Below are 22431 nucleotides of genomic sequence, written 5' to 3' on the forward strand. Positions count from 1 at the left end.
GTATTCATCAAATTGTTTCAGTCCCCTTGCGGGGTAAAAGGTTGTGGAAACTTCAAGATTATATGTGCGAGGAATACATTCTCTCTATGTTTCAGTCCCCTTGCGGGGTAAAAGGTTGTGGAAACATTTTGTGAGCTTGCCCATTCATAAAATTGCTGCCGTTGTTTCAGTCCCCTTGCGGGGTAAAAGGTTGTGGAAACTTAATCCTGAGTTTCCCTTAGTTCTAATAAAATGTGGTTTCAGTCCCCTTGCGGGGTAAAAGGTTGTGGAAACTTGAGTTTATTCAGAGTATTTGAAGCTACTAAAAATCCGTTTCAGTCCCCTTGCGGGGTAAAAGGTTATGGAAACACCCTAAACGCATACCATCAAGAATATCTTGGGGTAGTTTCAGTCCCCTTGCGGGGTAAAAGGTTATGGAAACAACGTCATCTGAGCCGTGTTACCTGGATTTCTACTTGTTTCAGTCCCCTTGCGGGGTAAAAGGTTATGGAAACCTAACTCTTTGCCTAGTGAGTCTATCCAATTGACGTTTCAGTCCCCTTGCGGGGTAAAAGGTTATGGAAACTTGCGAGTGTTGTCACTTCTGGAGACTTGCCCGCGGAAGGGTTTCAGTCCCCTTGCGGGGTAAAAGGTTATGGAAACTTATAAAATCCTCAATAGCGTATTTGACATTGAGGGTTTCAGTCCCCTTGCGGGGTAAAAGGTTATGGAAACTTCCGTGATGTTAAGTCCCATGATGACTTTAAGACCTTCATGTTTCAGTCCCCTTGCGGGGTAAAAGGTTATGGAAACCTGATATTCCTATTGATAGTAGGGTTAAATCAACTCAACGTTTCAGTCCCCTTGCGGGGTAAAAGGTTATGGAAACAGCCCGGTGCTGAAACTTAATCAGGGCAAGCTTCCTGAGAAGCGATTTGACGAACCTCAAAAATAGGTCGATTTCAGCCGCGATTATTGCGACTAATTCTCATCTTCTCGAAATAGAGACAAGCTGTACTTATTATGTTGTCAAGGTTCTGGCGATTTTGGCAAACCTCCTAGGGTTTTTGACCCCGCTTCAGTTTGTCAAACATCAAGTTAATAACTCAATCATAAGATGAGTATCCTTGATTGTCGAGTTTTTTATAGTTCGAGTCAATCTTTAACACCGTACTCTCGCTCAATCAAACCCAACAGCTTTTGCTCTAGGCTTTGCATAAACGCGGGATAAATTAAGCTTTTTTAACAAAGTAAACTACCGCTTTTTTGCGCTTTTGCGCCTACCGCAAGCGGAACGCCTGGCGGCGAATGCGCGAAACATAAATCATCCCATTAATCAGCAACGCCTTGCTCTACAGTTTTAAATACGGTTATGTTTGCGGAATTAAACTGACATTTTTGGTTCCACTATCCCAAACTATCCAATTACATAAACTGTTTACATCTTCAGAATTATTTGTAACTTTAAAATACAGCTTATCGCCACTTTTAAGTTCTACTGCAAAGTCAGCATTTTGCGCATAAACAACTTTGAAACCTCTATCACGTAGACAATACATCGCCCAGGCTTTTAAAGATTGTTTGTATGGTTCGTGGGGAATTGGTGGTTTTGTGATGGCTTGTTCGATAACTTGATATATCTGCATTGCTAAATAAAAGGAGAACAAATTTTATTTACTAACTCAGCACTTAGCACTTTCAAGGCTGAGGATTGCACCGAATTTCTATCATAAAACCATCAGGGTCATAAAAATAGACACCTCTACCTGTAGGACGAGTAACTGGGCCATGAGCGATCGCTATATTATTTTCCTGCAAAACGGCTAAAGCTTGCTCAAATAATCGCGGATCTATATCAAAGGCTAAATGATAAGCTCTAGTAAAACTTTGTTCTGGGTCTGGATGGGGTGGGTTAAGGTCTGGTGTCCAAAATAAATCTAAAATGACACCATCTGGCGTAACAAAGTTGGCAACTTTTCCCTCAGCGACAAGTTCCACCAAAGTTTCGGGGACTTGCTTACCTGTTAGTTCGTGCAAGCCTAAAACACTACCATAAAAGTGGCGCGAAGCTTGCATATCTTTGACATTGAGGGCAATATGATGCACTTTTCGCAAGTGTCCAGGAGCAAGGATATTTTTCATACAGCAGCTAGATAAGAGGGCAGAATAAATTCCTTACTAAGGTAGAAGGTGAACTCTAAGCAAGAGTTTATCTTTAATTATTATGGCTTTTGATTATTCTTTAGACTTCCAAAAAATCGATTTTCGCCAACATCCTGAATTATATCGTGTTGGTAAGGGTGAGCAAGGTGTACTATTGGTAGAACCATATAAGTCAGAGATTCTACCATATTGGCGGTTTAAAACACCTGAAATTGCCAAAGAGTCGAGTGAAAAAATCTACGCACTTTTTCTAGATTATCTCGAACAAGAAGATTTTGTGGGGGCAGATATGGCGCGGAAGTTTATTCAAATGGGTTATACTCGTTCCCGTCGTTATGCTAACCACAAAAGCGGCAGAAAATACAAAAAAACTTCCGCAGAAGGAAGTTCAAAAAAAGAAATATTGCCCTATGATGTAGACCAAGTAAAAGCAGAATCAGCAGCTATTTTTAAAGCTAAATGGTTACAGGCGAAGACGAATGAGAAATATCTCCAACTTTTAGCCAAGCATAAACAGAAGTATGAAGTATGAAGTATGAAGTCTGAAGTCTGAAAGGAAGAATTATCGGCGATATTCGTCGCCACAGTCACCTATTAGCTGATATAAATCTCGTGATTTTTGCGAGATTTGCTCGATGCGATCGCAATCCTCTTGGTCTAAAATAAAACTAAAGACTTTGGCGTTATTTTCGATATGTTCAGATATACCCAGTCTCGCACCAACAATCACACCACCGACAGCTGGTTTATCTAAAATATAACGTACAGCCACATTCGCTATACTTACCTGATATTTATCAGCAATTTCTTGCAGTGTAGCCAGCAATTCCTGAAATAAACGCCAGCCACCCCAACCATCAATCATATTTTTATATTTGCGTAGGCTGACTGTACCTAAATTAAAGCTTCCCGGTTCTGGCTGTCCTAAATATTTTTCTGAAAGGAAACCGCCACAAACTGTGCCGTAAGTAAATAGTTTAATATTATGCTGCTGACAAAATTTCACCATCGCCACTTCTGGACGACGGTCAACTAAAGAAAATTGTACTTGGTTAGAAACAATTTTAATACCTGCTTCTGTGATAATTTGCAGATGTTCTGTATCAAAATTAGTCAAAGCTAAATGTTTGATTTTACCCTCAGATTGCAATTCTGCCATATATTTGAGAGCATCTAAATAATTTTTATCTTGATAGTCCCACCAGTGAAATTGCATTAAATCTAAAGCTTCAACATCCATTCTCCTCAAAGAGATATTAATGTTGTCCTCAACTAATTTTTTCGTCATTTTGCCAGGACGAGGAACCCATTTTGTAAAAGCTTGGATATTTGCTACAGCTTCTTGACCTCTAGTAGCAATTAACTGACGGCGAAATTCCCCAATAAAATCTTCCGCCGGGCCATAATGGTCAGCTAAATCCCAGGTAGTAAAACCTGCATCCACATATTGAAACATGGCTTGTATTGCAGCTTTGGGATTAATTCTGCCATGTGCACCAGACACTTGCCACATCCCATTTAATATCCGGCAAATGTTTAAATCAGCAGTAAATTGTAGACGGCTTTGTTCGGGTAGTGTCATGTTTTATTTTTGAATAGATTAACGCCAATTTTTTTCAGCTTGTTCAAGAACGTAAGCCGAAACATCTAAAATTTGTTTTTCATTGAGGCGGTCTTTATAAGCAGACATATTACTTTTGCCATTGGTGACAATATTAGTAATTGCCTCTATTGAATCCATACCATATTTCTTGAGCGCTTGCTTTTTTAAATTCTTCCCACGCCGGATGATATTACCACCATTAATATGACAACCAGCACAATGAACACTAAATATTTGTGCGCCGTTCGCTGTATCAGCAGCAAAAGCGGGTGCAGTAAAAGTAGTAGTCAACAATAGAAGAATCAAACATAACAAAGGTAGGCTTTTCACCAAGTTGCTTGACCGTCTTATCACTATTTTTTTAGCATTACTCATTGTTCTATATAAACGATGAATCAAAATGAATTTTCTCATAAATATGCACATATTGATACACAAAATATTTAGGCTGAATAAAACTGCCACTAGGTATGCCACCTTTCTATCTAAAGGAAGTGCCTAATACCTAAAGAGTACGCCACAATATGAGTGTATCACCATGTCTAATCTAAACTAAATAAACTTATCCAAATTAGTTAAATACCCAGAGTTGAAAATGGTTAGAAATATCAAAGAACAAATTCAAACTGACCTCAATCAAGCCAAAGAAACTGGTCAGTTACGGACTGAAAGAATTCGAGAAATTGTCAAATCAGCAGTTTCTCAAGTTGCTTCGGAATTCAAAGAAGGTTCAGTTGAAATACGTGGACTTGTAAAAGATGCGGTTTCTGCTGTAATTGAAAGCTTCCAAGAAAAAGGCACAGAAATTAAAGAAGAAGTAACAGCTTCCATTGAAGGTGCTTTAGAAGGTGTTAACCGCAAAAGACACGAAACTATCATTCAAACTCAATCAGAACTTCAAAGACTGCAAGCGCAACTCGATAGTGAAGAAGAAAAGCTGCAACAAGATGTAGATGTGATATTAGCAGAGATTCAAGAAACAGATACAGGAACAACTACTGATACCAAAAACATCATTGACTCGGCTGTGAACGCGCTCAAAGATAGTGATGAAGTTTCTTTATTAAGAAAACGCTACGCCCAATTGCAAGCCCAATTAGCAATTGTCCGTGCTAATTTAGCGGCGCGTTATGGCGGACGTTCTGAAGAAATTCAAAATTATCTCGAAGAAGCAAAAACTTGGTATAACCAAGCGCGTCCACAAGCTGAAGTGGTTGCTACCCAAGTTGCTCAAAAGCGATCGCAGTTAGAAGATAAACTAGGTAAAGCAGGTACGGCTATAGCTAAAAAAGAAGTGCAAATTAAACAAACTTTGCGTGAGTTACTACTCGCCACTGCTGATTTGTTTAAAGAAAAGGACACAGCAGATAAAAACTAGATATAGCAGCCTCCATTAATTCCTGAAAAAGATATCACCGACTTTTTTAAGAAGTCGGTGATATTAACTATATAAAAAGGGCGGACTTGTGTAGTCCACCCTGAATTTTGTCCTTATTGAGAGAAGTGTACTAGGAGATTAATGGCAAGCTTGTATCTAGAGTTCGAGAGTAGAAGCGATATTAATAAGTACCACTATTAAATGCTTCTTCTCTTTTTGCCAGTACCCAAATTGCATGAATACTGCCAGGAAGCCAACCTAAAAGAGTTAACAAGATATTAATTACTAAAGTTGGGCCAATACCAACAGTTAGAAAAACACCTAAAGGAGGTACTAACAGAGCAAGTAAATAACGAACTAATTTCATGGTTTTTCTACTACTTTGACAAACTAATTAATTTACATTGTTTAGAAATGTCTCAGGAATTATGTTAATTCTGAGGTTTCCTTCGAGAAAATGACCCTGCTACTATTGCTGAGGATTACCTTGAGGTAATTCACCTGGCTTGGTAGTGTTGCCAGTTAAAGACAAGTTTCTTTCAGCAAAGTAGTTACCAATAAAGGTGTTAGCCAAGGATAAAACAACTGGGCCTAAAATAAAAGCGATAATTCCATGTACGCTAAACCCAGGTACTAAAAATGCTGCTAGCGCGAAACAGATACCATTAACAACCAAAGCAAATGCGCCGAAAGTTACAAGGTTTAAAGGTAAAGATAAGGTTGATAAAACTGGCTTCACAGAACTATTAATTAAGCCAATTGCTACAGCAGCAATTAAAGCAGAAGGAAAGTTAGCAATATTAACACCAGGCACAACTAAATCAACAATTAGTAAGCTGAGTGCCGTAGCTAGAGTTATTAGAAATGTTCCCAACATTTTTTTTACCTAAAAATCAGTGATAGTTTGTTTGAATGTCTTTCTACTATCATGAACAATGTGGGAAGATTAAGCCTCTCTTGCAAGATAGATTAGGCTTCTACCAGTTGACGTATTTTGGCAAAACTGCAACAAATTAGCAGGAAACTCACTTTACCTTCTAGTATTTAGCTTCAAATCCCAATTTTCACCACCAGTTGCCGCCTTTACCTTCACATTCTCGCTTCGTGACATAATGGCGATAGCGAAACATTGCTTCTAGTTGACTTTGCACTAGCCAGCCACCAATCAAATCAACCGCATCTCCCCCTGGCATGGAGTAAGAAATCACATCTGTTAGCTTGGTCTTGCCATCTTCCGACTGAAATTCATGGCGATGTACCCAAGTTTCAAAGGGGCCAGATATTTGTTCATCAACAAATAGGTGATATGGTTCGCATTGGGTATGACGCGCTAACCAAGTTAAAGGTACTAACCCCAGAAACAAACGAAACTCTGTAATAGCACCTTTTTCCAGCCCTCCCTCCCGCCGGACTACTTGGACTGGCTGCCAAGGTGGAGTTAGCATTTGCAGGATATCTGGTCTTTCGTGAAATTGCCAAACTACTTCTATTGGCGCATTAATTACAGATGAATGGTTGAAGTGCAGCATGAACAGCAAAACCTAAAATTTAGCCTTCGTCGTATTCGGTATCAATTTCGATATCTAAGGTGTCTTCATCAACCCTGATATACAAAATATTGGGGTTACAACAAACTTGACAGTCTTCAACATAAGATTGTTGTCCCCCCGCACTCAAGTCAATAAAGGTTAAGTTTGGTTCGCCGCAAAAGGCGCAGTAATACTCAGCAGTGGTTTGCATTCAAATTTTGACTACGAATTTAACGGTTGTAGTTCCTTAGAGGCTGAACGGAAATGACTTGTCGCCTCATCCAAGTGCTTTAGTAGTGTAGACTGCGGTAGCGGCCCTTGCAAGTGGCTCCAAGGCAAGACTTGAGATGTTGACCAATTAGTATGGACGTAGAAATCTAAGTCGGGAATTTGTCCTTTAAGTTGCTTGAAAGCGCGTTTATAACTACCCAAGGAGTCGCCAAAGTCGCGGGTAAGTTCGAGAAGTTGGGATAATCTGCGATCGCCCCGCGACAACAAAGCCTGTATGATAGACCAGTTATAACTTTCTGGGCGAAAATCGATTCCCTGCGGTTTGAGTTGTTTTTGTAGAAGCTGCAACCGCTTCTCTGCTTGACGGTTTACCCCAAACCATTGAAATGGTGTATGGGATTTTGGGACAAAGGTACTACAGCCAAAGCTTAACCTTAGTCCAGGCGCAGCTTTTTTCATACTCCGCATCATCGCCACAGTTGCGTCTAAATCTTCCGCCTCTTCCCCAGGGATACCCACCATCCCGTAGAGTTTCAAACTTGAGAGTCCGCCAGCTTTGGCATTTATCGCCGCTTGGATGATTTCTTCATTTTGCAGCTTTTTGTTGATAATTTGCCGCAGTTGATCAGAACCACTCTCTACCGCAATGGTAAGCGATCGCGTGTCGCGTTTTGCTAAAGTCTCTGCCAACTGCACCGTTACCGTATTAGTTCTCACCGAAGCAATACTCAGCCGCACATCATCATATTTTGGCTGACTAATATAATTTAATAACTCCTCAAACTCTGGATGTTGTGTTACAGAAGCACCCAATAATCCCAAGCGATTTGTAACTTGTAAACCTCTTTCAATCGCGGGAATTAATGAACCTTCCAAACTAGCAGTTCTAAATGGCAAAGTCAGATAACTTGCCAAACAAAAGCGGCACATTTCCGGACAACTTCTGACCACCTCCACCATGTAAATATTTTCCCAAGCAGCTTTTTCAGTTACCACCGTTGAAGCTGAGAGAATATTGCCGCGATAAGTTTGCTTCTGCACAATTGTCGGCACATCTGCATCAATTGGCTGAATTGACTTTACCTCACCATCCGGTGTGTGATATTCCACCTCATACAAACTCGGAACATAAATCCCTGGTACTTGTGCCAATCTTTGAAGCTGAATTTGTCTATCAGCATTTCTTACTTCTTGATACGCTTCAATAAAATTACCTAGCAGATTTTCCCCATCTCCTAACAAAATGATATCAAAAAAATCTGCAAAAGGTTCAGGATTAGCCGTCAAAACTGGGCCACCACCAAAAATTAGCGGATGAGTATCATTGCGTAACTTTGCCCGAATCGGAATATCTAAAGATTCCAGTAAATTTAAAATATTGACATAATCCAATTCCCACGAAATCGAAAATCCCACAATTTCCGGCTGTCTAGGAAGTTGTTCATGAATATCAGTAAATAGGCGACTCACTTGCACATCATCGCGCATTGCCAAAGTTGCCCAAACTATCTGATAACCAAGGCTAGTAATACCCACATTGTACTCATTAGGAAAGGCAAAAATTAAAGGTATCGCATCAGTATCAGGAGTAGTAGGAGTAAATAAAAGTCTTTCAGCAGCAAATACAGATGATGTCATGCAATTTTAGATTTTAGATTCCAATTTTTATCTTAAAAAACCGAAAAAAAGACTCTGCGTACCTTTGCGTTTACCTCCGCGAGCCTCTGCGTTTAAAAGTAAATTTACAAGCCTTATCTAGTATAACCTAACAGAACCTAGTGATTAATTCTTCCCGCGATAATTGCAACAGTAAAGGAGTAAATTCTTCCGGTGATAAAGCTAATAAAGGTTCAATAATTGCTTGTAGTTGATTATCTAATTCACCAAAGCGAACCTTCAGCAAATTCTCCACAACTAAGCGTTCACCTTGCTGTATCGCCTGTTCTCTATCTTGTTGATAAAGTGGTGTTAACCGCATAACTAACTCCCTATCTTCTTCATCTTGATTTTGCGTAAATTGTAAATTTTGTTGCAAGTTGTACAGTAATTCTAACGCCGCTTTTCGGAATGGGTTATCAGGAGAAAGTCCCGTTGTAGCGACTGTCGTTGCGCAGAGAGGGTAAAGAGTTTGTAATTGCTTTATTAAAAAGTACAAGCGATCGCTAACTCCGCGTGTCGTAGTAATGTAGCTTTATCTAAAGCATGAACCATATATTGTGGTGTTTGTGCTAACAGTTTTTCAATTCTCTCCCTAGCGGCTGTAACTACATCTTCCTGCAAACTACCCTGAGTAAGAGAATCAGCAAAATCTTGCGCCATGTAATAAGTCCGTTCAATAGACGATGAGTGGATATTGCGCGACACAATAAACAAATCACACCCAGCATTAAAGGCGCGTGCAACAGTGCCACTTTGCGTAAACATATCTGAGACTGCTTTCATATCCAAGTCATCAGACACAACCACGCCCTCAAACCCTAATTCTTCTCGTAAAATCTGCTTCAGAATAGGTTGTGAGATAGTTCCTGGCACATCTGGGTCAATTTTGGGAAACAATATATGAGTGGTCATAATTAAGGGAATTTGCGCGGCAATTAAAGCTTTAAAAGGTATCAATTCCCGATCGCGCAAATCTTGTACAGTTAAATTCAGCACTGGTAACTCTAAATGAGAATCTGTGCTAGTATCTCCGTGTCCCGGAAAATGCTTGGCACATCCCAAAACCCCCGATTCTTGTAACCCTAAATAATATTCCACAGCACCTTGGGCTGCTATTTCTGGTATGTTACCAAAGGCACGCGGCCCAATGACAGGATTACGCGGATTAGAGTAAATATCTGCTACAGGGGCCCAAGAGACGTTAATTCCCAGTGATTTTAGTTCGGTTGCTGTAGCTTTAGCTACTTTACGAGATTGCGATCGCAAAAGCGTTGCATAAGGGAATCTCGTAATAGGTAAAGGTGCGCGTACTACGCGTCCACCTTCATGGTCTAAAGTCATAAACATCGAATCGCGTTCAGCATATTCTCGAATTTGGTCGATTAGTTGTTTGTAGCTGGCTAACCAAACCTCATAAGGAACGCTATCTATAAAGTTTTTGGCAAAAAATATGACACCAATTGGTTTTAATTCACTTAGAGCTTGTTTATCATCATCGTTTAATGTCGTCCCGGAAATCCCCATAATCAGGTGATTGCCAAATAATTCTAGCTGCTGTGATTCTGTCATAAAAAGATTCTACTTAAATTTTAAATTATTTTTTATACAAATTAATTAACGTAACCAGAAGTTACCGAACTGTTTCCTGTTGCCACAACCCTATTCCCTAAAATAGGAACTTTTTCCCCAAGCGATCGCACAATCACTGCTAAATGTAACGGATTGCAACGTATAATGAGAACGACAAAACCATTAAGAAATATTGAAGAACAGTAGGTTTAAATGCGAGTAGCGATCGCTGGTGCTGGTCTAGCAGGACTTTCCTGCGCGAAATATCTTGTAGACGCAGGTCACACTCCCATTGTCTTGGAACGTCGAGACGTATTGGGTGGCCTAGTAGCGGCATGGAAAGACTCTGACGGCGACTGGTACGAAACCGGGTTACACGCCTTCTTTGGGGCATACCCCAATATGCTGCAATTGCTCAAGGAGTTGGGCATTGAAGACCGTCTTCAGTGGAAAGAGCATACACTAATTTTTAATCAACCAGAAAAACCCGGAACACTTTCTCGATTTGATGTTCCTGATATTCCATCTCCCTTCAACATCATTGCCTCGATTCTGCGCAACAATGATATGTTGACTTGGGAGCAGAAAATTCGCTTTGCTATTGGCCTGCTTCCAGCCATCGTGCGCGGTCAAAAGTATGTTGAAGAGATGGATAAATACAGCTTTTCTGAATGGCTGAAAAGACAAGGCGTTGGCGAACGTGTAGCAAGTGACGTGTTTATTGCTGCTTCTAAAGCTTTAACTTTTATCAACCCTGATGAAGTTTCTTCGACAATTTTATTAACAGCACTAAATCGCTTTTTGCAAGAGCGATACGGCTCCAAAATTGCCTTTTTAGATGGTTCACCTACAGAAAGATTGTGTCAACCCATAGTTGATTACATTACCGAGCGTGGTGGCGAAGTTAGACTCAACGCCCCCCTCAAAGAAATTGTGCTGAACCCTGATGGCACAGTCAAAGAATTCTGGCTGCGCGGGTTAAACGGCGAACCCGATGAAGTTGTCACAGCAGACTTTTACGTATCAGCGATGTCAGTTGATCCTTTAAAAGTTATGTTGCCCGAACCTTGGCAGCAAATGGAATTCTTTCAAAAGCTAGAAGGCTTAGAAGGTGTACCTGTTGTCAACCTCCATCTCTGGTTTGATCGCAAATTAACAGACATTGATCATCTACTTTTCTCGCGATCGCCCCTCCTCAGCGTTTATGCTGATATGAGCAACACTTGTCGAGAATATGCTAACCCAGACCGCTCAATGCTGGAATTAGTTCTAGCACCAGCTAAAGATTGGGTCAGCAAATCTGACGAGGAAATTGTGGCTGCAACTATGACTGAGTTGGAAAAACTTTTCCCCGACCACTTTGGAAAAGAAAATCCAGCCAAACTGTTGAAATCTCATGTAGTGAAAACGCCGCGTTCAGTTTACAAAGCGACTCCTGGTCGTCAACAGTATCGTCCGTCCCAAAAAACTCCTATCGCCAACTTCTTTCTGAGTGGGAGTTACACCATGCAACGCTACCTAGGCAGTATGGAAGGGGCCGTACTTTCTGGTAAGCTAACAGCGCAGGCGATTTGTGAATCGCTGCCAGAGGCTAGTGCCTCAAACCTACAAACGCTAACCCGACCGCCTGCAACGAATGCTGCAACTGCCTGATTCCAAAGCGCGCATGAAAACGCTGGTCTCTGTAGACGAGTCATATAAACTTTGCCGGCAACTTACAGCCAAGTATGCCAAAACCTTTTACCTTGGTACTTTGCTGATGAGTCCGGCAAAGCGTCAAGCTGTTTGGGCAATTTACGCTTGGTGTCGCCGTACAGACGAATTAGTAGATGGGCCTGCATCTGCAATTACCACGCCAGAAACCCTAGACCTATGGGAGCAGCAACTAGAATCGATTTTTGCAGGACACCCACAAGAAAATTACGATGTCGCTTTAGTGGATAGTTTACAAAAGTTTCCACTAGATATTCAGCCCTTTCGGGATATGATTGCTGGGCAACGTATGGATTTATACCGCAGTCGCTACGAGACATTTGAGGAATTATACCTCTACTGTTATCGTGTGGCTGGCACTGTGGGGTTAATGTCAACAGCAATTATGGGTGTAAATACTGAAGCTAAGACAGCACCTTGGGATAAACAAAAACCACCCTATAATCCCACAGAAGAAGCGATCGCCCTCGGCATTGCCAATCAACTCACCAACATTCTGCGGGATGTGGGCGAAGATACCCGACGCGGACGCATATATATACCTCTAGAAGACTTAGCGCGATTTAACTACACAGAGCAAGAGTTCTTTCAAAGCGTAGTTGATGACCGTTGGCGTGCCTTAATGCAATTTCAAATTGACCGGGCGAGGCAGTTTTATACAAAAGCCGAACAGGGTATTACCCATCTAGCACCCGACGCTCGTTGGCCAGTCTGGGCAGCTTCCATGCTCTACGGACAGATTTTGGATGCCATAGAACGCAATGACTATGATGTTTTCAGCCAACGGGCTTATGTGCCGCAACTCAAAAAATTAAGTACCTTACCCTTAGCTTGGATGCGATCGCAAGTACTATAAGTGGTTGGCGTGAATATTTCTCGTTCAGGTAAGGCAGAAGGCAGAAGTGAAGAGGCTTTTAGTTTCTTTCAGCCCTTCTATTCAATGGTTAATAGTTGTTCTCATGACTATTGACCATATACCTGTAGTCACATAAATTAAGACATTTTCAGAGCTTAAATATCTAGGAACAGTAATGTTTTTACCTCCTGCCTTCTGACTTCTAAAAATTGTTTGACTTTACCAAAAAATCTGCTATCATAAATATTCGTGACCCTGGAGAGGTGGCTGAGTGGTCGAAAGCGGCAGATTGCTAATCTGTTGTACGGCAGGCAACTCCGTACCGAGGGTTCGAATCCCTCCCTCTCCGTTTTCGAGAGATTTCTACACACTCAAAGTATAGTGTGTCTGTAAATAAATATTAATGTCGGCATAAACACGGCTACTCCTTATGGTGGATGCTATTATTTATCACTTGGAGTCTGTTAAGATCGAGCTAACCCGAAATCTAGTTTGAATCTTACTTTCAGGCTCCTGAACATCACAGGAGTGAAAGTAAATTATGCCAAGAATTACTGCTGCCTTAGCCTTGAGTGTCGTTACCATAACAACAGGCTTCCTGATGGCAGCTTGTGACAACCCTAATTCACCTAATGCTGGCACTACAGCCACCCCAGCCGCTAATACAACCACTACCACCAGCAGTGGTGACGGATTAAAAATTGGTGCTTTACTACCCACAACCGGAGACTTAGCTTCTATCGGTCAGCAAATGGTCGGTTCTGTGCCTTTGCTAGTTGATACTGTCAACGCCTGCGGTGGAGTCAATGGTAAGAATGTCACACTTGTAGAAGTAGACGATCAAACTGACCCGAAAGCTGGTGCTGCTGGTATGACTAAACTAGCAACATTGGATAAAGTGGCTGGTGTAGTTGGTTCCTTTGCAAGTAGTGTCTCAACTGCGGCAGTTTCCGTTGCTGTACCCAATAAAGTGATGTTGGTGTCTCCTGGTAGCACTAGTCCCGTATTTACTGATAAAGCGAAAAAAGGCGACTTTAAAGGGTATTGGGCGCGGACTGCACCCCCCGATACCTATCAGGCTTTAGCATTAGCCCAATTAGCTAACAAAAAAGGTTTTAAACGCGTTTCCACAGTTGTGATTAACAACGATTACGGTGTTGGTTTTGAAAAAGCTTTTGTCGAAACTTTTGAAAAATTAGGTGGTACGGTAGTTAATAAAAATAATCCTGTCCGGTATGACCCCAAAGCCCAAACCTTTGATACAGAAGCCGCAGCCGCTTTTGCTGGTAAGCCAGATGCAGTAGTAGCTGTACTCTACGCCGAAACAGGTAGTCTTTTGTTAAAAGCTGCCTATCAACAAGGGTTGACCAAAGGAGTCCAAATTCTGCTCACCGATGGCGTGAAATCACCTACCTTCCCCGAACAAGTTGGTAAAGGTAGCGATGGCAAATACATCTTAACTGGGGCGTTAGGGACAGTACCTGGTTCTGATGGCAAAGCCTTAGAAGCCTTTAACAAACTCTGGAAAGAGAAAAAAGGTGGTTCCCCAGGAGAATACGCACCCCAAGCCTGGGATGCAGCAGCATTGCTAGTTTTAGCAGCGCAAGCAGCTAAAAACGACACAGGTGTTGGCATTGCTAGTAAAATTCGAGAAGTTTCTGCTGGCCCAGGTACAGAAGTTACAGATGTTTGTGAAGGCTTAAAGTTACTCAAAGAAGGGAAGACGATTAACTACCAAGGTGCTAGCGGCAACGTAGATATCGATGCTAATGGTGATGTGCTTGGTGTCTATGATGTTTGGAGTGTAGGCGATGACGGTAAAATTACCGTGATTGATAAAGTGACACCTAAGTAGCTCCTGAAAAAGGCAAAAGAAAAAATTCTTTTGCCTTTTGATTTTTAACTTTTAACTTAATTAGTAGTTACTAAAGTTGTAACCAACTCCCACTAATAAACCGACATCGGTTTGGTCAAAGAAGCCAGCATTCACACCAGCTGTGGCGGTAAAGCGTGAGGTGAGTGGTACATCAAGACCACCGGTGACTAAGAAACCAACTTTGGAATCATCGCCTGTTTTAATTGCAGCCCCTACTCCCACATAAGGCGCGATAGCTAATGGTTCGCTAAATGGATCTGATTGTTGCAATGAAAAGTCGTAGGTGACGGGAATTAACACTGTAGTGTTGTCCCCAAACACAGCTGAAGGTCTAAAGGAAAAAGCATTAGTCAGTCCAATTTTACTGAGAACAGCAAAGTTGCCATCTCCTAAAGATGAGTCTCCACCCCCTAAACCAACATTAAAGCCAACTCCGATATAGCTTCTGCCGCCACGGGTAGGTCTACCAACTTCAATATCTGATTGGGCAACTTTGACATCCGCAGGTTCAGTTTTAGATTCAACTGCTTCAGGTGTCAGAGATGCTGATGAGGTTGCTACTGTCCCAGGAATTGGTGTCAGGGTTGAACTAGCAGCTGTTTGAGTATTTACACTAGGAAATTGCTGTGGTGCAGCTAAGTCTGATGCTTTGGCTGACTCTGTGGCTGTTAGTATTGATAAATTTTCAGATGTAACCTTTAGTTCCGCGTTTGTCTGATGGGGAGACGTGGCGGTAGTAGAAGATTCGGTTAACTGCTGAGTATCTACTGATTGAGCCATAGCCGCAAAACTACTGAACAGAACAGCAAAAGCAGCTAATCCTGGCAATAAAACAACACCATTACGCAAAAAAATAGTATTCACATTCACTCCTAACAAAATATTGCCGCCAAAAGTCGCTAATTTTGCGGAATCAAACTGCAAAATTGGGCAATACTTCGACTTTAACATCAGAAAATCTTTCCTACATCCTGAGAAGGACGTAGGTACGGAAAGGAAAATGTTAAAGATTTCAACGCTTTTCTGTAGATGCTAGGGGACTAACGAGCAGTGAACTGCTCAGAAGTGATGCAAAATCGCAGCTACACGACCCAAAATCACCTGCGGGGGTGACTTTTGCAGGAAAGACACGTAGGTAAATTTTGTGGGTCTAGTAGCAATTTTGATTCGTTGAATTATTTTAAAGTTGGCTAATGGCTTGGGCTATTGATTGCGAGACAAAGGGTAAAATTTCCCGGCTTTTGGCATTGGCTTTACCTTCAGTAAACACTATCAGTAGGTAAGGACGTTGATTGGGTATTTCAATATACGCGGCATCGTGGCGAACTTGACTTGTCCAGCCTGCTTTTGACCAAATTTGGGAATTTTGCGGCAGTCCACCACCCAAAAACCCGGTGATTTGGTCTTCTTCCACATCTTTGGGTAAATCTTCAGGGTTAATGCTGCGTTTAAGAATGTTCATCATAGACTGCGATCGCCCACTCGCAACGGCGACACCGCCGACGATACTATGTAATAAACGCGCGATCGCGTTGGTCGTTAACATATTGCGATTCTCGAACATCTCGCCATAAAATGCCCGTTCTCGCCCATAAGGGCCATCACCCCAAGTTTTTTGACAAACGTTAATTGTCTCCATCTCATCCCAACCCAAAGATTGGTAGTAACGGTTTACAATATGTCGCTGTTGCTTCCAAGTTTCAAATGGCCCTGGCGGTAACTCTGGCCCTGATGTCGTACCAGTCAAAATATCTACAATTAAACTTGTCGCATCGTTACTAGAATCAACTATCATATCGCCCAAGGCGCGTTCCAATTCTTTAGAAGCTTGGATCATGCCTTTTTCTAACCACTCGTGAACTGCCACCAAGTAAAATAACTTAACCACACTCGCGGGGTAAATTCGCTCAACGCCGCGATAAGTAAATCCCCGAACTGGGTGATTCCAAAAGGCATCTGGAGTTAAAGCACCACCAGTATTTACGGGTACAGGCGGATCATACACAATCCAAGTCAGGGCAATTTGATTACGGGCTAAGGTCGGAAAGGTTGCCCAAGTTGCTTCTAAAATGCCATTACCGAGATTTTCTAGTTGTTCGTCTTTTTTGAAGAAAACCATTGAATAATGCTCTCTAATCCAGAATCCCAAATCTTCAATTTGACCGAGGATGAATATCAGTGTCTTGCTGACCTCAATTTATATGATTCGCCTGAATGCACCCGCTTGGCAACTCAAGCCGCCAATGGGCGACATTTACAGGTAACATCAAATCATCAAGATGCCGCAGTTGAGGTGTATTTGTGTGAGGATGATTATCCAGGGTGGGTATCTGTTGCCGATTTGGGTTTATTACAACCTGCTACTGTACCTTATCAAGCAGCAAGATGGTCGGAAGATGAGATTAAAAAACTTCTGCCACAGGTCATTGCCTTTACCCATCAAGCTATGCAGCAAGCTAACGAATATCTCTGGGGCGGGACGCTGGGGCCAAATTATGATTGTTCCGGGTTGATGCAGGCGGCGTTTGCATCGGTAGGAATTTGGCTACCCAGGGATGCTTATCAGCAAGAAGCATTTTTGCCACCAATTGATATTACCCAGTTGCAACCAGGGGATTTAGTTTTTTTTGGTACTCCCCAAAAAGCTACCCACGTTGGGCTGTATTTGGGGGAGAACGCTTACATCCATAGTTCGGGAAAAGCTCAAGGACGCAATGGGATTGGAATTGACGTTCTCTCGGAACAGGGAGATGAGGTCAGTCGGTCATATTACCAGCAGCTGCGAGGTGCTGGCAGAGTTGTACAAAGTTACGAACCACAGAGACGCTGAGGACGCAGAGAGTTATGAGGAGCGGGTTAATTAGGGAGAGAATGGCACAGGAGGAGGATGAGGCGATTTCGGCAAATGTGCCGGATGTGTCGGTAGTTGTACCCATCCGCGATGAAGTGGAAAGTTTACCTTTGTTGTTAGAGGCGATCGCTACAACATTATCAGAAAATCACATTAGTTATGAAATCATCTGTGTTGATGATGGTTCTACTGATGGTTCGGCAGAATTTCTCAAAACACAAGCGCAAAGCCGCAGTGATTTAAAAGCGGTGATTTTGCGGCGCAATTACGGGCAAACGGCAGCGATGTCTGCTGGGTTTAACTATGCAGTTGGCAAAGCAATTGTGACCTTAGATGCTGATTTGCAAAATGATCCGGCTGATATTCCGATGTTATTGGCAAAGCTGGATGAAGGTTACGATTTAGTCAGTGGCTGGCGGCAAAAACGCCAAGATGGCGCGGTCAATCGTCTGTTACCATCTAAAATTGCTAATTGGCTAATTCGGCGAACAACTAGCGTTTATATTCATGATTATGGCTGTTCTTTAAAGGCCTATCGTTCAGAATTAGTGGCAGATATGCACCTCTATGGCGAATTGCATCGATTTTTACCAGCGCTGGCTTATATTGAAGGGGCAAGAATTACCGAAATGCCAGTGCGTCACCATGCTAGGCGGTTTGGTCGGAGTAAGTACGGCATCTCCCGCACTTTTCGGGTGTTAATGGATTTGTTAACAATTTTGTTTATGAAAAAATTCCTCACCCGCCCGATGCATGTTTTTGGGTTGTTGGGTTTGACTTCAATGGTTTTGGGCTTAGGAATTGGCATTTACTTGACTTTTATCAAGTTGGCAATGGGTGAGATGATTGGTAATCGCCCTTTGTTAATTTTGGCAGTTTTGCTACTAGTAACTGGTGTGCAATTATTTTGCTTTGGTTTGTTAGCTGAGTTGCTGATGCGTACCTATCACGAATCCCAAGGTAGACCAATCTATCGTGTGCGCGAAGTCGTGACAAAAAAGCCTAACTAACTAATCAGGGAACAGGCAAAGCATGAAAGAATCAGACCCGAAGAATATGGTTTGCCTGCCCCTAATTTTAATTATGGGGATTTCTCTATTGTCTTTTAAGGCCGATTCCACATTCAGAAATTTGGAGAAATAGTCAAACATACTACCTAGCAGTGGTAGATTAATACAGAGTTACTCTCAAAAATCTCAATTTGAGCCAATAGTCAAAAAGAAAAATATTTATATTTAACGCCAATTTTTCTAAATTACTACTAATATCGGCTTCCTGCTCATGCGAATTGCTAAACAGCGCCGTCGCTTACTTATCTTAATTTTTTCGGCTTTATTAGGGTTACTATCTAGTTTCACGATTCCAGCTTGGTCAAATTATCCCCAGCGACAAGCTGCGAATACAGGAACTAGTGCCTTAGAACTAGCAAGAGAAGGACAACAACGCTACAATGCCGGCGAAGTAGAAGCAGCAGCCAAGTTATGGCAAGCGGCGGCGGCAGCTTATGAGAAAATAGGCGATCAGGAAGGTATGAATAAAAGCCTGATCAACCAATCTCAGGCTTTGCAAGATTTAGGGCTATATCCCAAAGCTTGCAAAACTTTACTCCAGGCTTTTGCAATTGCCAATCCTGATTGTAGTTCCACTCAAATCACCCAACTGCGCGACACCTTAGCAAAACAGCAAAATTCCCTTACTCTCGTTCAAGCCATTGGCTTGCGTAGCTTAGGAGATGTTTTACGCCGCCAAGGTTTATTGCAAAAATCTCAAGAAATTTTACAATTAAGTCTGTCATCCATACCCGAATCACCAGAAAAAAGTGCTGTGCTGCTAAGTTTAGGCAACACCGAACGCACTTTGGGTAATCAAACTCGCGATCGCTGGGATTATGATGTAGTCACAGAAATTATTGACGCTAAATCTGTAACCGATGCCCTAGCACCATATCAAAAAGCTATTAACTACTATAACCAAGCTACACAAATCACATCAGCACCAATAATTCCACAAATTCAAGCGCGACTAAATCACTTTCAACTATTACTAGAAACACAAAAATGGTGGCGTGAACAAACTAATCGGCGCATTGCTTCTTGGACGAGATTTCGGGAATCTAAATTAATTCAACGAGCTAAAGAATTTTTGGCGCAGTTAGATTTGCAGTTAAATCAAGATGCCGAATTATTGCAAAGTCAAATTGCACCACAATTAGGGAGTTTAAATCCTAGCCGCGCTGCCATTTATGCTCAAATTAACTTTGCCGAATCTTTATTACAAAGTAAGCAAATAGACAAAGTTGAACCTATCTTAAACAATGCCTGGCAACAAGCACAAACTATCCAAGATAAACGTGCTGAGACATACATCTTAGGATATCTAGGCAAACTGTATGCTCAACAAAACAATTTAACCCAAGCCACCCAGGTAACGCGAAAAGCATTGATATTGGCTCAAGAACAAAATATTAATGGGGATGCGAGAGAAATTACATATTTGTGGCAATCTCAGCTAGGAAATTTATTACGTAAACAAACAGATTTTAAAGGTGCGATCGCAGCTTATTCTGCTGCTTTTAATACTCTTCAATCTCTGCGTAGCGATTTAAATGCTAACAATCAGGATGTGCAGTTTGACTTTTTACAAGAAGTTAAACCTGTCTATATAGAGTTAGTAGATTTGCTTTTATCATCCAATATTAGTGATGAAGAATTAAATTCTATCATTATCTCCAATCCGAACTTTAAACATCAAAAATCGCCAGCAACAAAACCTCAAAATCGTCTCGAGTTAGCCCGACAAGTCATAGAGTCTTTGCAATTAGCCGAACTGGATAACTTCTTTCAAGACCCTTGTTCGGAAGCCACAAATGTCTCAGTCCAAATTGATAATATTGATTCTCGTGCTGCCGTTATATATCCTATTGTTTTGCCAGACCGCTTAGAAGTGATTCTTTCTTTATCAGGTAAACCTTTACAGGAAGTGGTGATTCCGGTTAACGAAAAATCAGTTAATGAGACACTCGATCAACTCTATGATTATTTAGATAATGTTACTATCAACAATTCTGCACGGAATATTTTATCTACTTCTAACCCCAATCCTCGAGAATTGCGAGATAATCTGCAAATATTATTACCAATTTTTAACCAAGTTTATAATTGGCTAATTTTACCTTTTGAACCACAGTTAGAAAATAGCCAAATTAAGAGATTAGTATTTGTCTTAAACGGCAGATTCCAAAGAGTGCCAATACCCGCACTATATGATGGTAAACAATATTTAATTGAAAAATATAGTGTGGCATTAGTGCCTAGCTTGCAACTAATTCAACCGCAAAAATTAGCCAGAAAACCACTTAAAGTTTTAGCGGCTGGAGTCAGCGAACAAATTCAAGTAGGAGAAGCATTTTTCGCCGCCTTAATTAATGTACCGAATGAGTTAGCTCAAATTAAAGCAACTTTTCCGGCTTCGCAAAAGCTACTTAATCAACAGTTTACGGCTAAAACTATTCAAAAAGAATTGAAATTGAATTTCCCGGTAATTCATTTAGCCACACATGGGCTATTTAGTTCTAATCCTGAAAAGAATTTTATTATTACCGGCGATGGTAAAAGTATCAGTATTAATGAGTTAAGTGCTTTGTTAAAAGAACCAGGTACAACTATAGAATTGTTGGTACTTAGTGCTTGTGAAACCGCCACAGGTGATGAACGGGCTGTTTTAGGCTTGGCGGGAGTAGCAGTACGTTCCGGTGCGCGTAGCACTCTTGCAACTTTGTGGCCAGTGGGAGATGCTTCCACCGCTCAATTTATGGGTGAATTTTACGAAAATCTGAAACTATCAGGCAGCACGCAAGCTGATGCTTTAAGAAAAGCTCAAGTCTCGCTCTTAGAATCTTTGAAGACAAATCCTCCTTTTCCAGAGTTGCAAAATTTACCACCCCATCCTTATTATTGGTCGCCTTATGTTTTGGTAGGAAACTGGCAATAGGAAGTTAAATGTTATTGCTGATTTGCCAAACTTTATTGTTATCAATTTATTGACAAACTAGACAATATATGTGCTAGTGAAAAAATAACTAAAATAAGGTACGCTTTTTACCCACAAGGAACTGCATACAATTTTTGCAGTTAAGCTGAGGGGAAATATGAAGTTAATTAGAATATTAGAGAATCAACCTAAATTCTTATCAATATTTCTCAGCATTTTATTAACCGCTATTATTGGTTTGATTGATTATTACATACCGCCAGAAATCTCTGTAGCAATATTTTACTTAATTCCGATTGGGATTGCCACATGGTTTTCCGATCAGTGTTCAGGGATAACCATATCAATTATTAGTGCGATTACAAATTTAATTGTCTATCCAAAATCAAATATTCACTATTTACATCCTTTAGTACCTTATTGGAATACAATTGTCATTTTAGTATTTTTTTTATTTACCAATTTTTTGCTGACTCAACAAAAAACTATCTTAAAAAATTTAGAAAACTTAGCTAGAACTGATGCTTTAACCGGGCTAAATAATAGGTTGTTTTTTTTAGATTTAGCCAATCTGGAAATTCATAAATCTTTAAGACATAAAGAGCCTTTGACGATTGCATATTTTGATATAGATAATTTTAAAACAGTTAACGATCAGTTTGGACATGTTGTTGGCGATCGCCTGCTGTGTTCTGTGGCTGATACTGCTAAAAATAATCTCCGGAAAATAGATATAATTGCCAGAATTGGCGGCGATGAATTTGCCATTTTACTACCGCGCACTGATTATGATGCCGCAGAAGTAGTATTACATAGATTAAAAAATACGCTGACAGGTTCTATGGAACAACAAAATTGGCCTGTATCTTTTAGTATGGGCGCAATTACTTTTTTGAAACCACCCACATCAGTCAGTCAAATGATAGAGAAGGCAGATGATTTGATGTATAGTGCTAAGAAAAAAGGTAAAAATTTATTACATCATGAACTTTCCACCAACTTAGTGGATGAAAGTTAATTATTGGTCAGGAGAT

22 protein-coding genes, 1 tRNA gene and 1 CRISPR repeat array are annotated in these 22431 nt (G+C 41.0%); of the genes, 10 read left to right on the forward strand and 13 right to left on the reverse strand.

What is annotated here, in order from left to right; translation table 11 throughout:
• Nucleotides 1-14 precede the first annotated feature (14 nt).
• Nucleotides 15-868: a CRISPR direct-repeat array (repeat unit 29 nt; unit sequence GTTTCAGTCCCCTTGCGGGGTAAAAGGTT).
• Between the two features lie 481 nt (nucleotides 869-1349).
• Together H6G69_RS02270 and H6G69_RS02275 are read right to left on the reverse strand one after the other, a co-directional pair.
• A complete protein-coding gene (locus H6G69_RS02270; protein WP_190681085.1) occupies nucleotides 1350-1625 on the reverse strand; it encodes a hypothetical protein in 276 nt (91 codons plus the stop codon).
• A 52-nt stretch (nucleotides 1626-1677) separates the two neighbouring features.
• Nucleotides 1678-2121, reverse strand: coding sequence for a VOC family protein (locus tag H6G69_RS02275; RefSeq protein WP_190681087.1), 444 nt, complete (start codon nucleotides 2119-2121; stop codon nucleotides 1678-1680).
• An 82-nt stretch (nucleotides 2122-2203) separates the two neighbouring features.
• Between H6G69_RS02275 and H6G69_RS02280 the strand changes: the two genes are divergently transcribed.
• Nucleotides 2204-2674 carry a DUF4385 domain-containing protein gene (locus tag H6G69_RS02280; protein ID WP_190681089.1) on the forward strand — a complete coding sequence of 157 codons (471 nt, stop codon included), beginning with the start codon at nucleotides 2204-2206 and terminating at the stop codon, nucleotides 2672-2674.
• Nucleotides 2675-2704: 30 nt separating this feature from the next.
• Here H6G69_RS02280 and H6G69_RS02285 read toward each other — a convergent pair whose 3' ends face one another.
• Nucleotides 2705-3724, reverse strand: a complete 1020-nt coding sequence (locus tag H6G69_RS02285; protein WP_190681090.1) for an aldo/keto reductase — start codon at nucleotides 3722-3724, stop codon at nucleotides 2705-2707.
• An 18-nt stretch (nucleotides 3725-3742) separates the two neighbouring features.
• Nucleotides 3743-4120, reverse strand: coding sequence for a cytochrome c6 PetJ (petJ, locus tag H6G69_RS02290; protein WP_190681092.1), 378 nt, complete (start codon nucleotides 4118-4120; stop codon nucleotides 3743-3745).
• 220 nt (nucleotides 4121-4340) lie between these two features.
• Between petJ and H6G69_RS02295 the strand changes: the two genes are divergently transcribed.
• Complete coding sequence (locus tag H6G69_RS02295) at nucleotides 4341-5123, forward strand: histidine kinase (protein ID WP_190681094.1); 783 nt, start codon at nucleotides 4341-4343, stop codon at nucleotides 5121-5123.
• A gap of 181 nt (nucleotides 5124-5304) precedes the next feature.
• Here H6G69_RS02295 and H6G69_RS02300 read toward each other — a convergent pair whose 3' ends face one another.
• From H6G69_RS02300 to H6G69_RS02330, 7 genes are all read right to left on the reverse strand, one after another.
• Entirely contained in the window at nucleotides 5305-5490 is a 186-nt protein-coding gene (locus H6G69_RS02300; protein ID WP_190681096.1) for a YqaE/Pmp3 family membrane protein, read from the reverse strand.
• Nucleotides 5491-5592: 102 nt separating this feature from the next.
• A complete protein-coding gene (locus tag H6G69_RS02305; protein WP_190681097.1) occupies nucleotides 5593-6000 on the reverse strand; it encodes a phage holin family protein in 408 nt (135 codons plus the stop codon).
• A 187-nt stretch (nucleotides 6001-6187) separates the two neighbouring features.
• On the reverse strand, nucleotides 6188-6652 hold the full coding sequence (locus tag H6G69_RS02310) for an SRPBCC family protein (RefSeq protein ID WP_190681099.1): 465 nt from the start codon (nucleotides 6650-6652) through the stop codon (nucleotides 6188-6190).
• 19 nt (nucleotides 6653-6671) lie between these two features.
• Nucleotides 6672-6863, reverse strand: coding sequence for a CPXCG motif-containing cysteine-rich protein (locus H6G69_RS02315; protein ID WP_062287893.1), 192 nt, complete (start codon nucleotides 6861-6863; stop codon nucleotides 6672-6674).
• Between the two features lie 11 nt (nucleotides 6864-6874).
• Nucleotides 6875-8521, reverse strand: coding sequence for a radical SAM protein (locus tag H6G69_RS02320; RefSeq protein WP_190681100.1), 1647 nt, complete (start codon nucleotides 8519-8521; stop codon nucleotides 6875-6877).
• A gap of 127 nt (nucleotides 8522-8648) precedes the next feature.
• Nucleotides 8649-9038, reverse strand: coding sequence for a hypothetical protein (locus tag H6G69_RS02325; protein WP_313950116.1), 390 nt, complete (start codon nucleotides 9036-9038; stop codon nucleotides 8649-8651).
• Nucleotides 9026-10111, reverse strand: a complete 1086-nt coding sequence (locus tag H6G69_RS02330; RefSeq protein ID WP_190681102.1) for a glycoside hydrolase family 3 protein — start codon at nucleotides 10109-10111, stop codon at nucleotides 9026-9028. The genes H6G69_RS02325 and H6G69_RS02330 overlap by 13 nt, the downstream gene beginning before the upstream one ends.
• A gap of 213 nt (nucleotides 10112-10324) precedes the next feature.
• On the opposite strand from H6G69_RS02330, the gene pds reads away from it, so the two are divergent.
• The 4 genes from pds to H6G69_RS02350 all read left to right on the forward strand — a co-directional run bounded on the left by pds (nucleotide 10325) and on the right by H6G69_RS02350 (nucleotide 14535).
• Nucleotides 10325-11764 (forward strand): 15-cis-phytoene desaturase, encoded by a 1440-nt coding sequence (gene pds, locus H6G69_RS02335; protein WP_190681103.1) that lies wholly within the window; start codon nucleotides 10325-10327, stop codon nucleotides 11762-11764.
• A complete protein-coding gene (crtB, locus tag H6G69_RS02340; RefSeq protein WP_190681105.1) occupies nucleotides 11748-12680 on the forward strand; it encodes a 15-cis-phytoene synthase CrtB in 933 nt (310 codons plus the stop codon). Before pds ends, crtB begins: the two co-directional genes overlap by 17 nt.
• A 257-nt stretch (nucleotides 12681-12937) precedes the next feature.
• Nucleotides 12938-13029: transfer RNA gene (locus H6G69_RS02345), tRNA-Ser, on the forward strand.
• 192 nt (nucleotides 13030-13221) lie between these two features.
• Nucleotides 13222-14535, forward strand: coding sequence for an ABC transporter substrate-binding protein (locus tag H6G69_RS02350; RefSeq protein ID WP_190681107.1), 1314 nt, complete (start codon nucleotides 13222-13224; stop codon nucleotides 14533-14535).
• A gap of 60 nt (nucleotides 14536-14595) precedes the next feature.
• Here the strand turns inward: H6G69_RS02350 and H6G69_RS02355 are convergent, their stop codons facing one another.
• Together H6G69_RS02355 and H6G69_RS02360 are read right to left on the reverse strand one after the other, a co-directional pair.
• Complete coding sequence (locus H6G69_RS02355) at nucleotides 14596-15420, reverse strand: hypothetical protein (RefSeq protein ID WP_190681223.1); 825 nt, start codon at nucleotides 15418-15420, stop codon at nucleotides 14596-14598.
• 316 nt (nucleotides 15421-15736) lie between these two features.
• Complete coding sequence (locus tag H6G69_RS02360; RefSeq protein WP_190681109.1) at nucleotides 15737-16675, reverse strand: serine hydrolase; 939 nt, start codon at nucleotides 16673-16675, stop codon at nucleotides 15737-15739.
• A 6-nt stretch (nucleotides 16676-16681) separates the two neighbouring features.
• On the opposite strand from H6G69_RS02360, the gene H6G69_RS02365 reads away from it, so the two are divergent.
• From H6G69_RS02365 to H6G69_RS02380, 4 genes are all read left to right on the forward strand, one after another.
• Nucleotides 16682-17386 carry a C40 family peptidase gene (locus H6G69_RS02365; protein WP_190681111.1) on the forward strand — a complete coding sequence of 235 codons (705 nt, stop codon included), beginning with the start codon at nucleotides 16682-16684 and terminating at the stop codon, nucleotides 17384-17386.
• A gap of 14 nt (nucleotides 17387-17400) precedes the next feature.
• Entirely contained in the window at nucleotides 17401-18417 is a 1017-nt protein-coding gene (locus H6G69_RS02370; RefSeq protein ID WP_190681113.1) for a glycosyltransferase family 2 protein, read from the forward strand.
• Between the two features lie 271 nt (nucleotides 18418-18688).
• Nucleotides 18689-21397, forward strand: coding sequence for a CHAT domain-containing protein (locus tag H6G69_RS02375; protein ID WP_190681115.1), 2709 nt, complete (start codon nucleotides 18689-18691; stop codon nucleotides 21395-21397).
• A gap of 157 nt (nucleotides 21398-21554) precedes the next feature.
• The gene (locus H6G69_RS02380; protein WP_190681118.1) at nucleotides 21555-22415 is read left to right on the forward strand and encodes a GGDEF domain-containing protein; all 861 of its coding nucleotides are present in this window, start codon (nucleotides 21555-21557) and stop codon (nucleotides 22413-22415) included.
• Nucleotides 22416-22431: the final 16 nt, after the last annotated feature.

The sequence above is a fragment of the Nostoc sp. FACHB-110 genome (assembly GCF_014697425.1).
Classification (GTDB): domain Bacteria; phylum Cyanobacteriota; class Cyanobacteriia; order Cyanobacteriales; family Nostocaceae; genus Nostoc_B.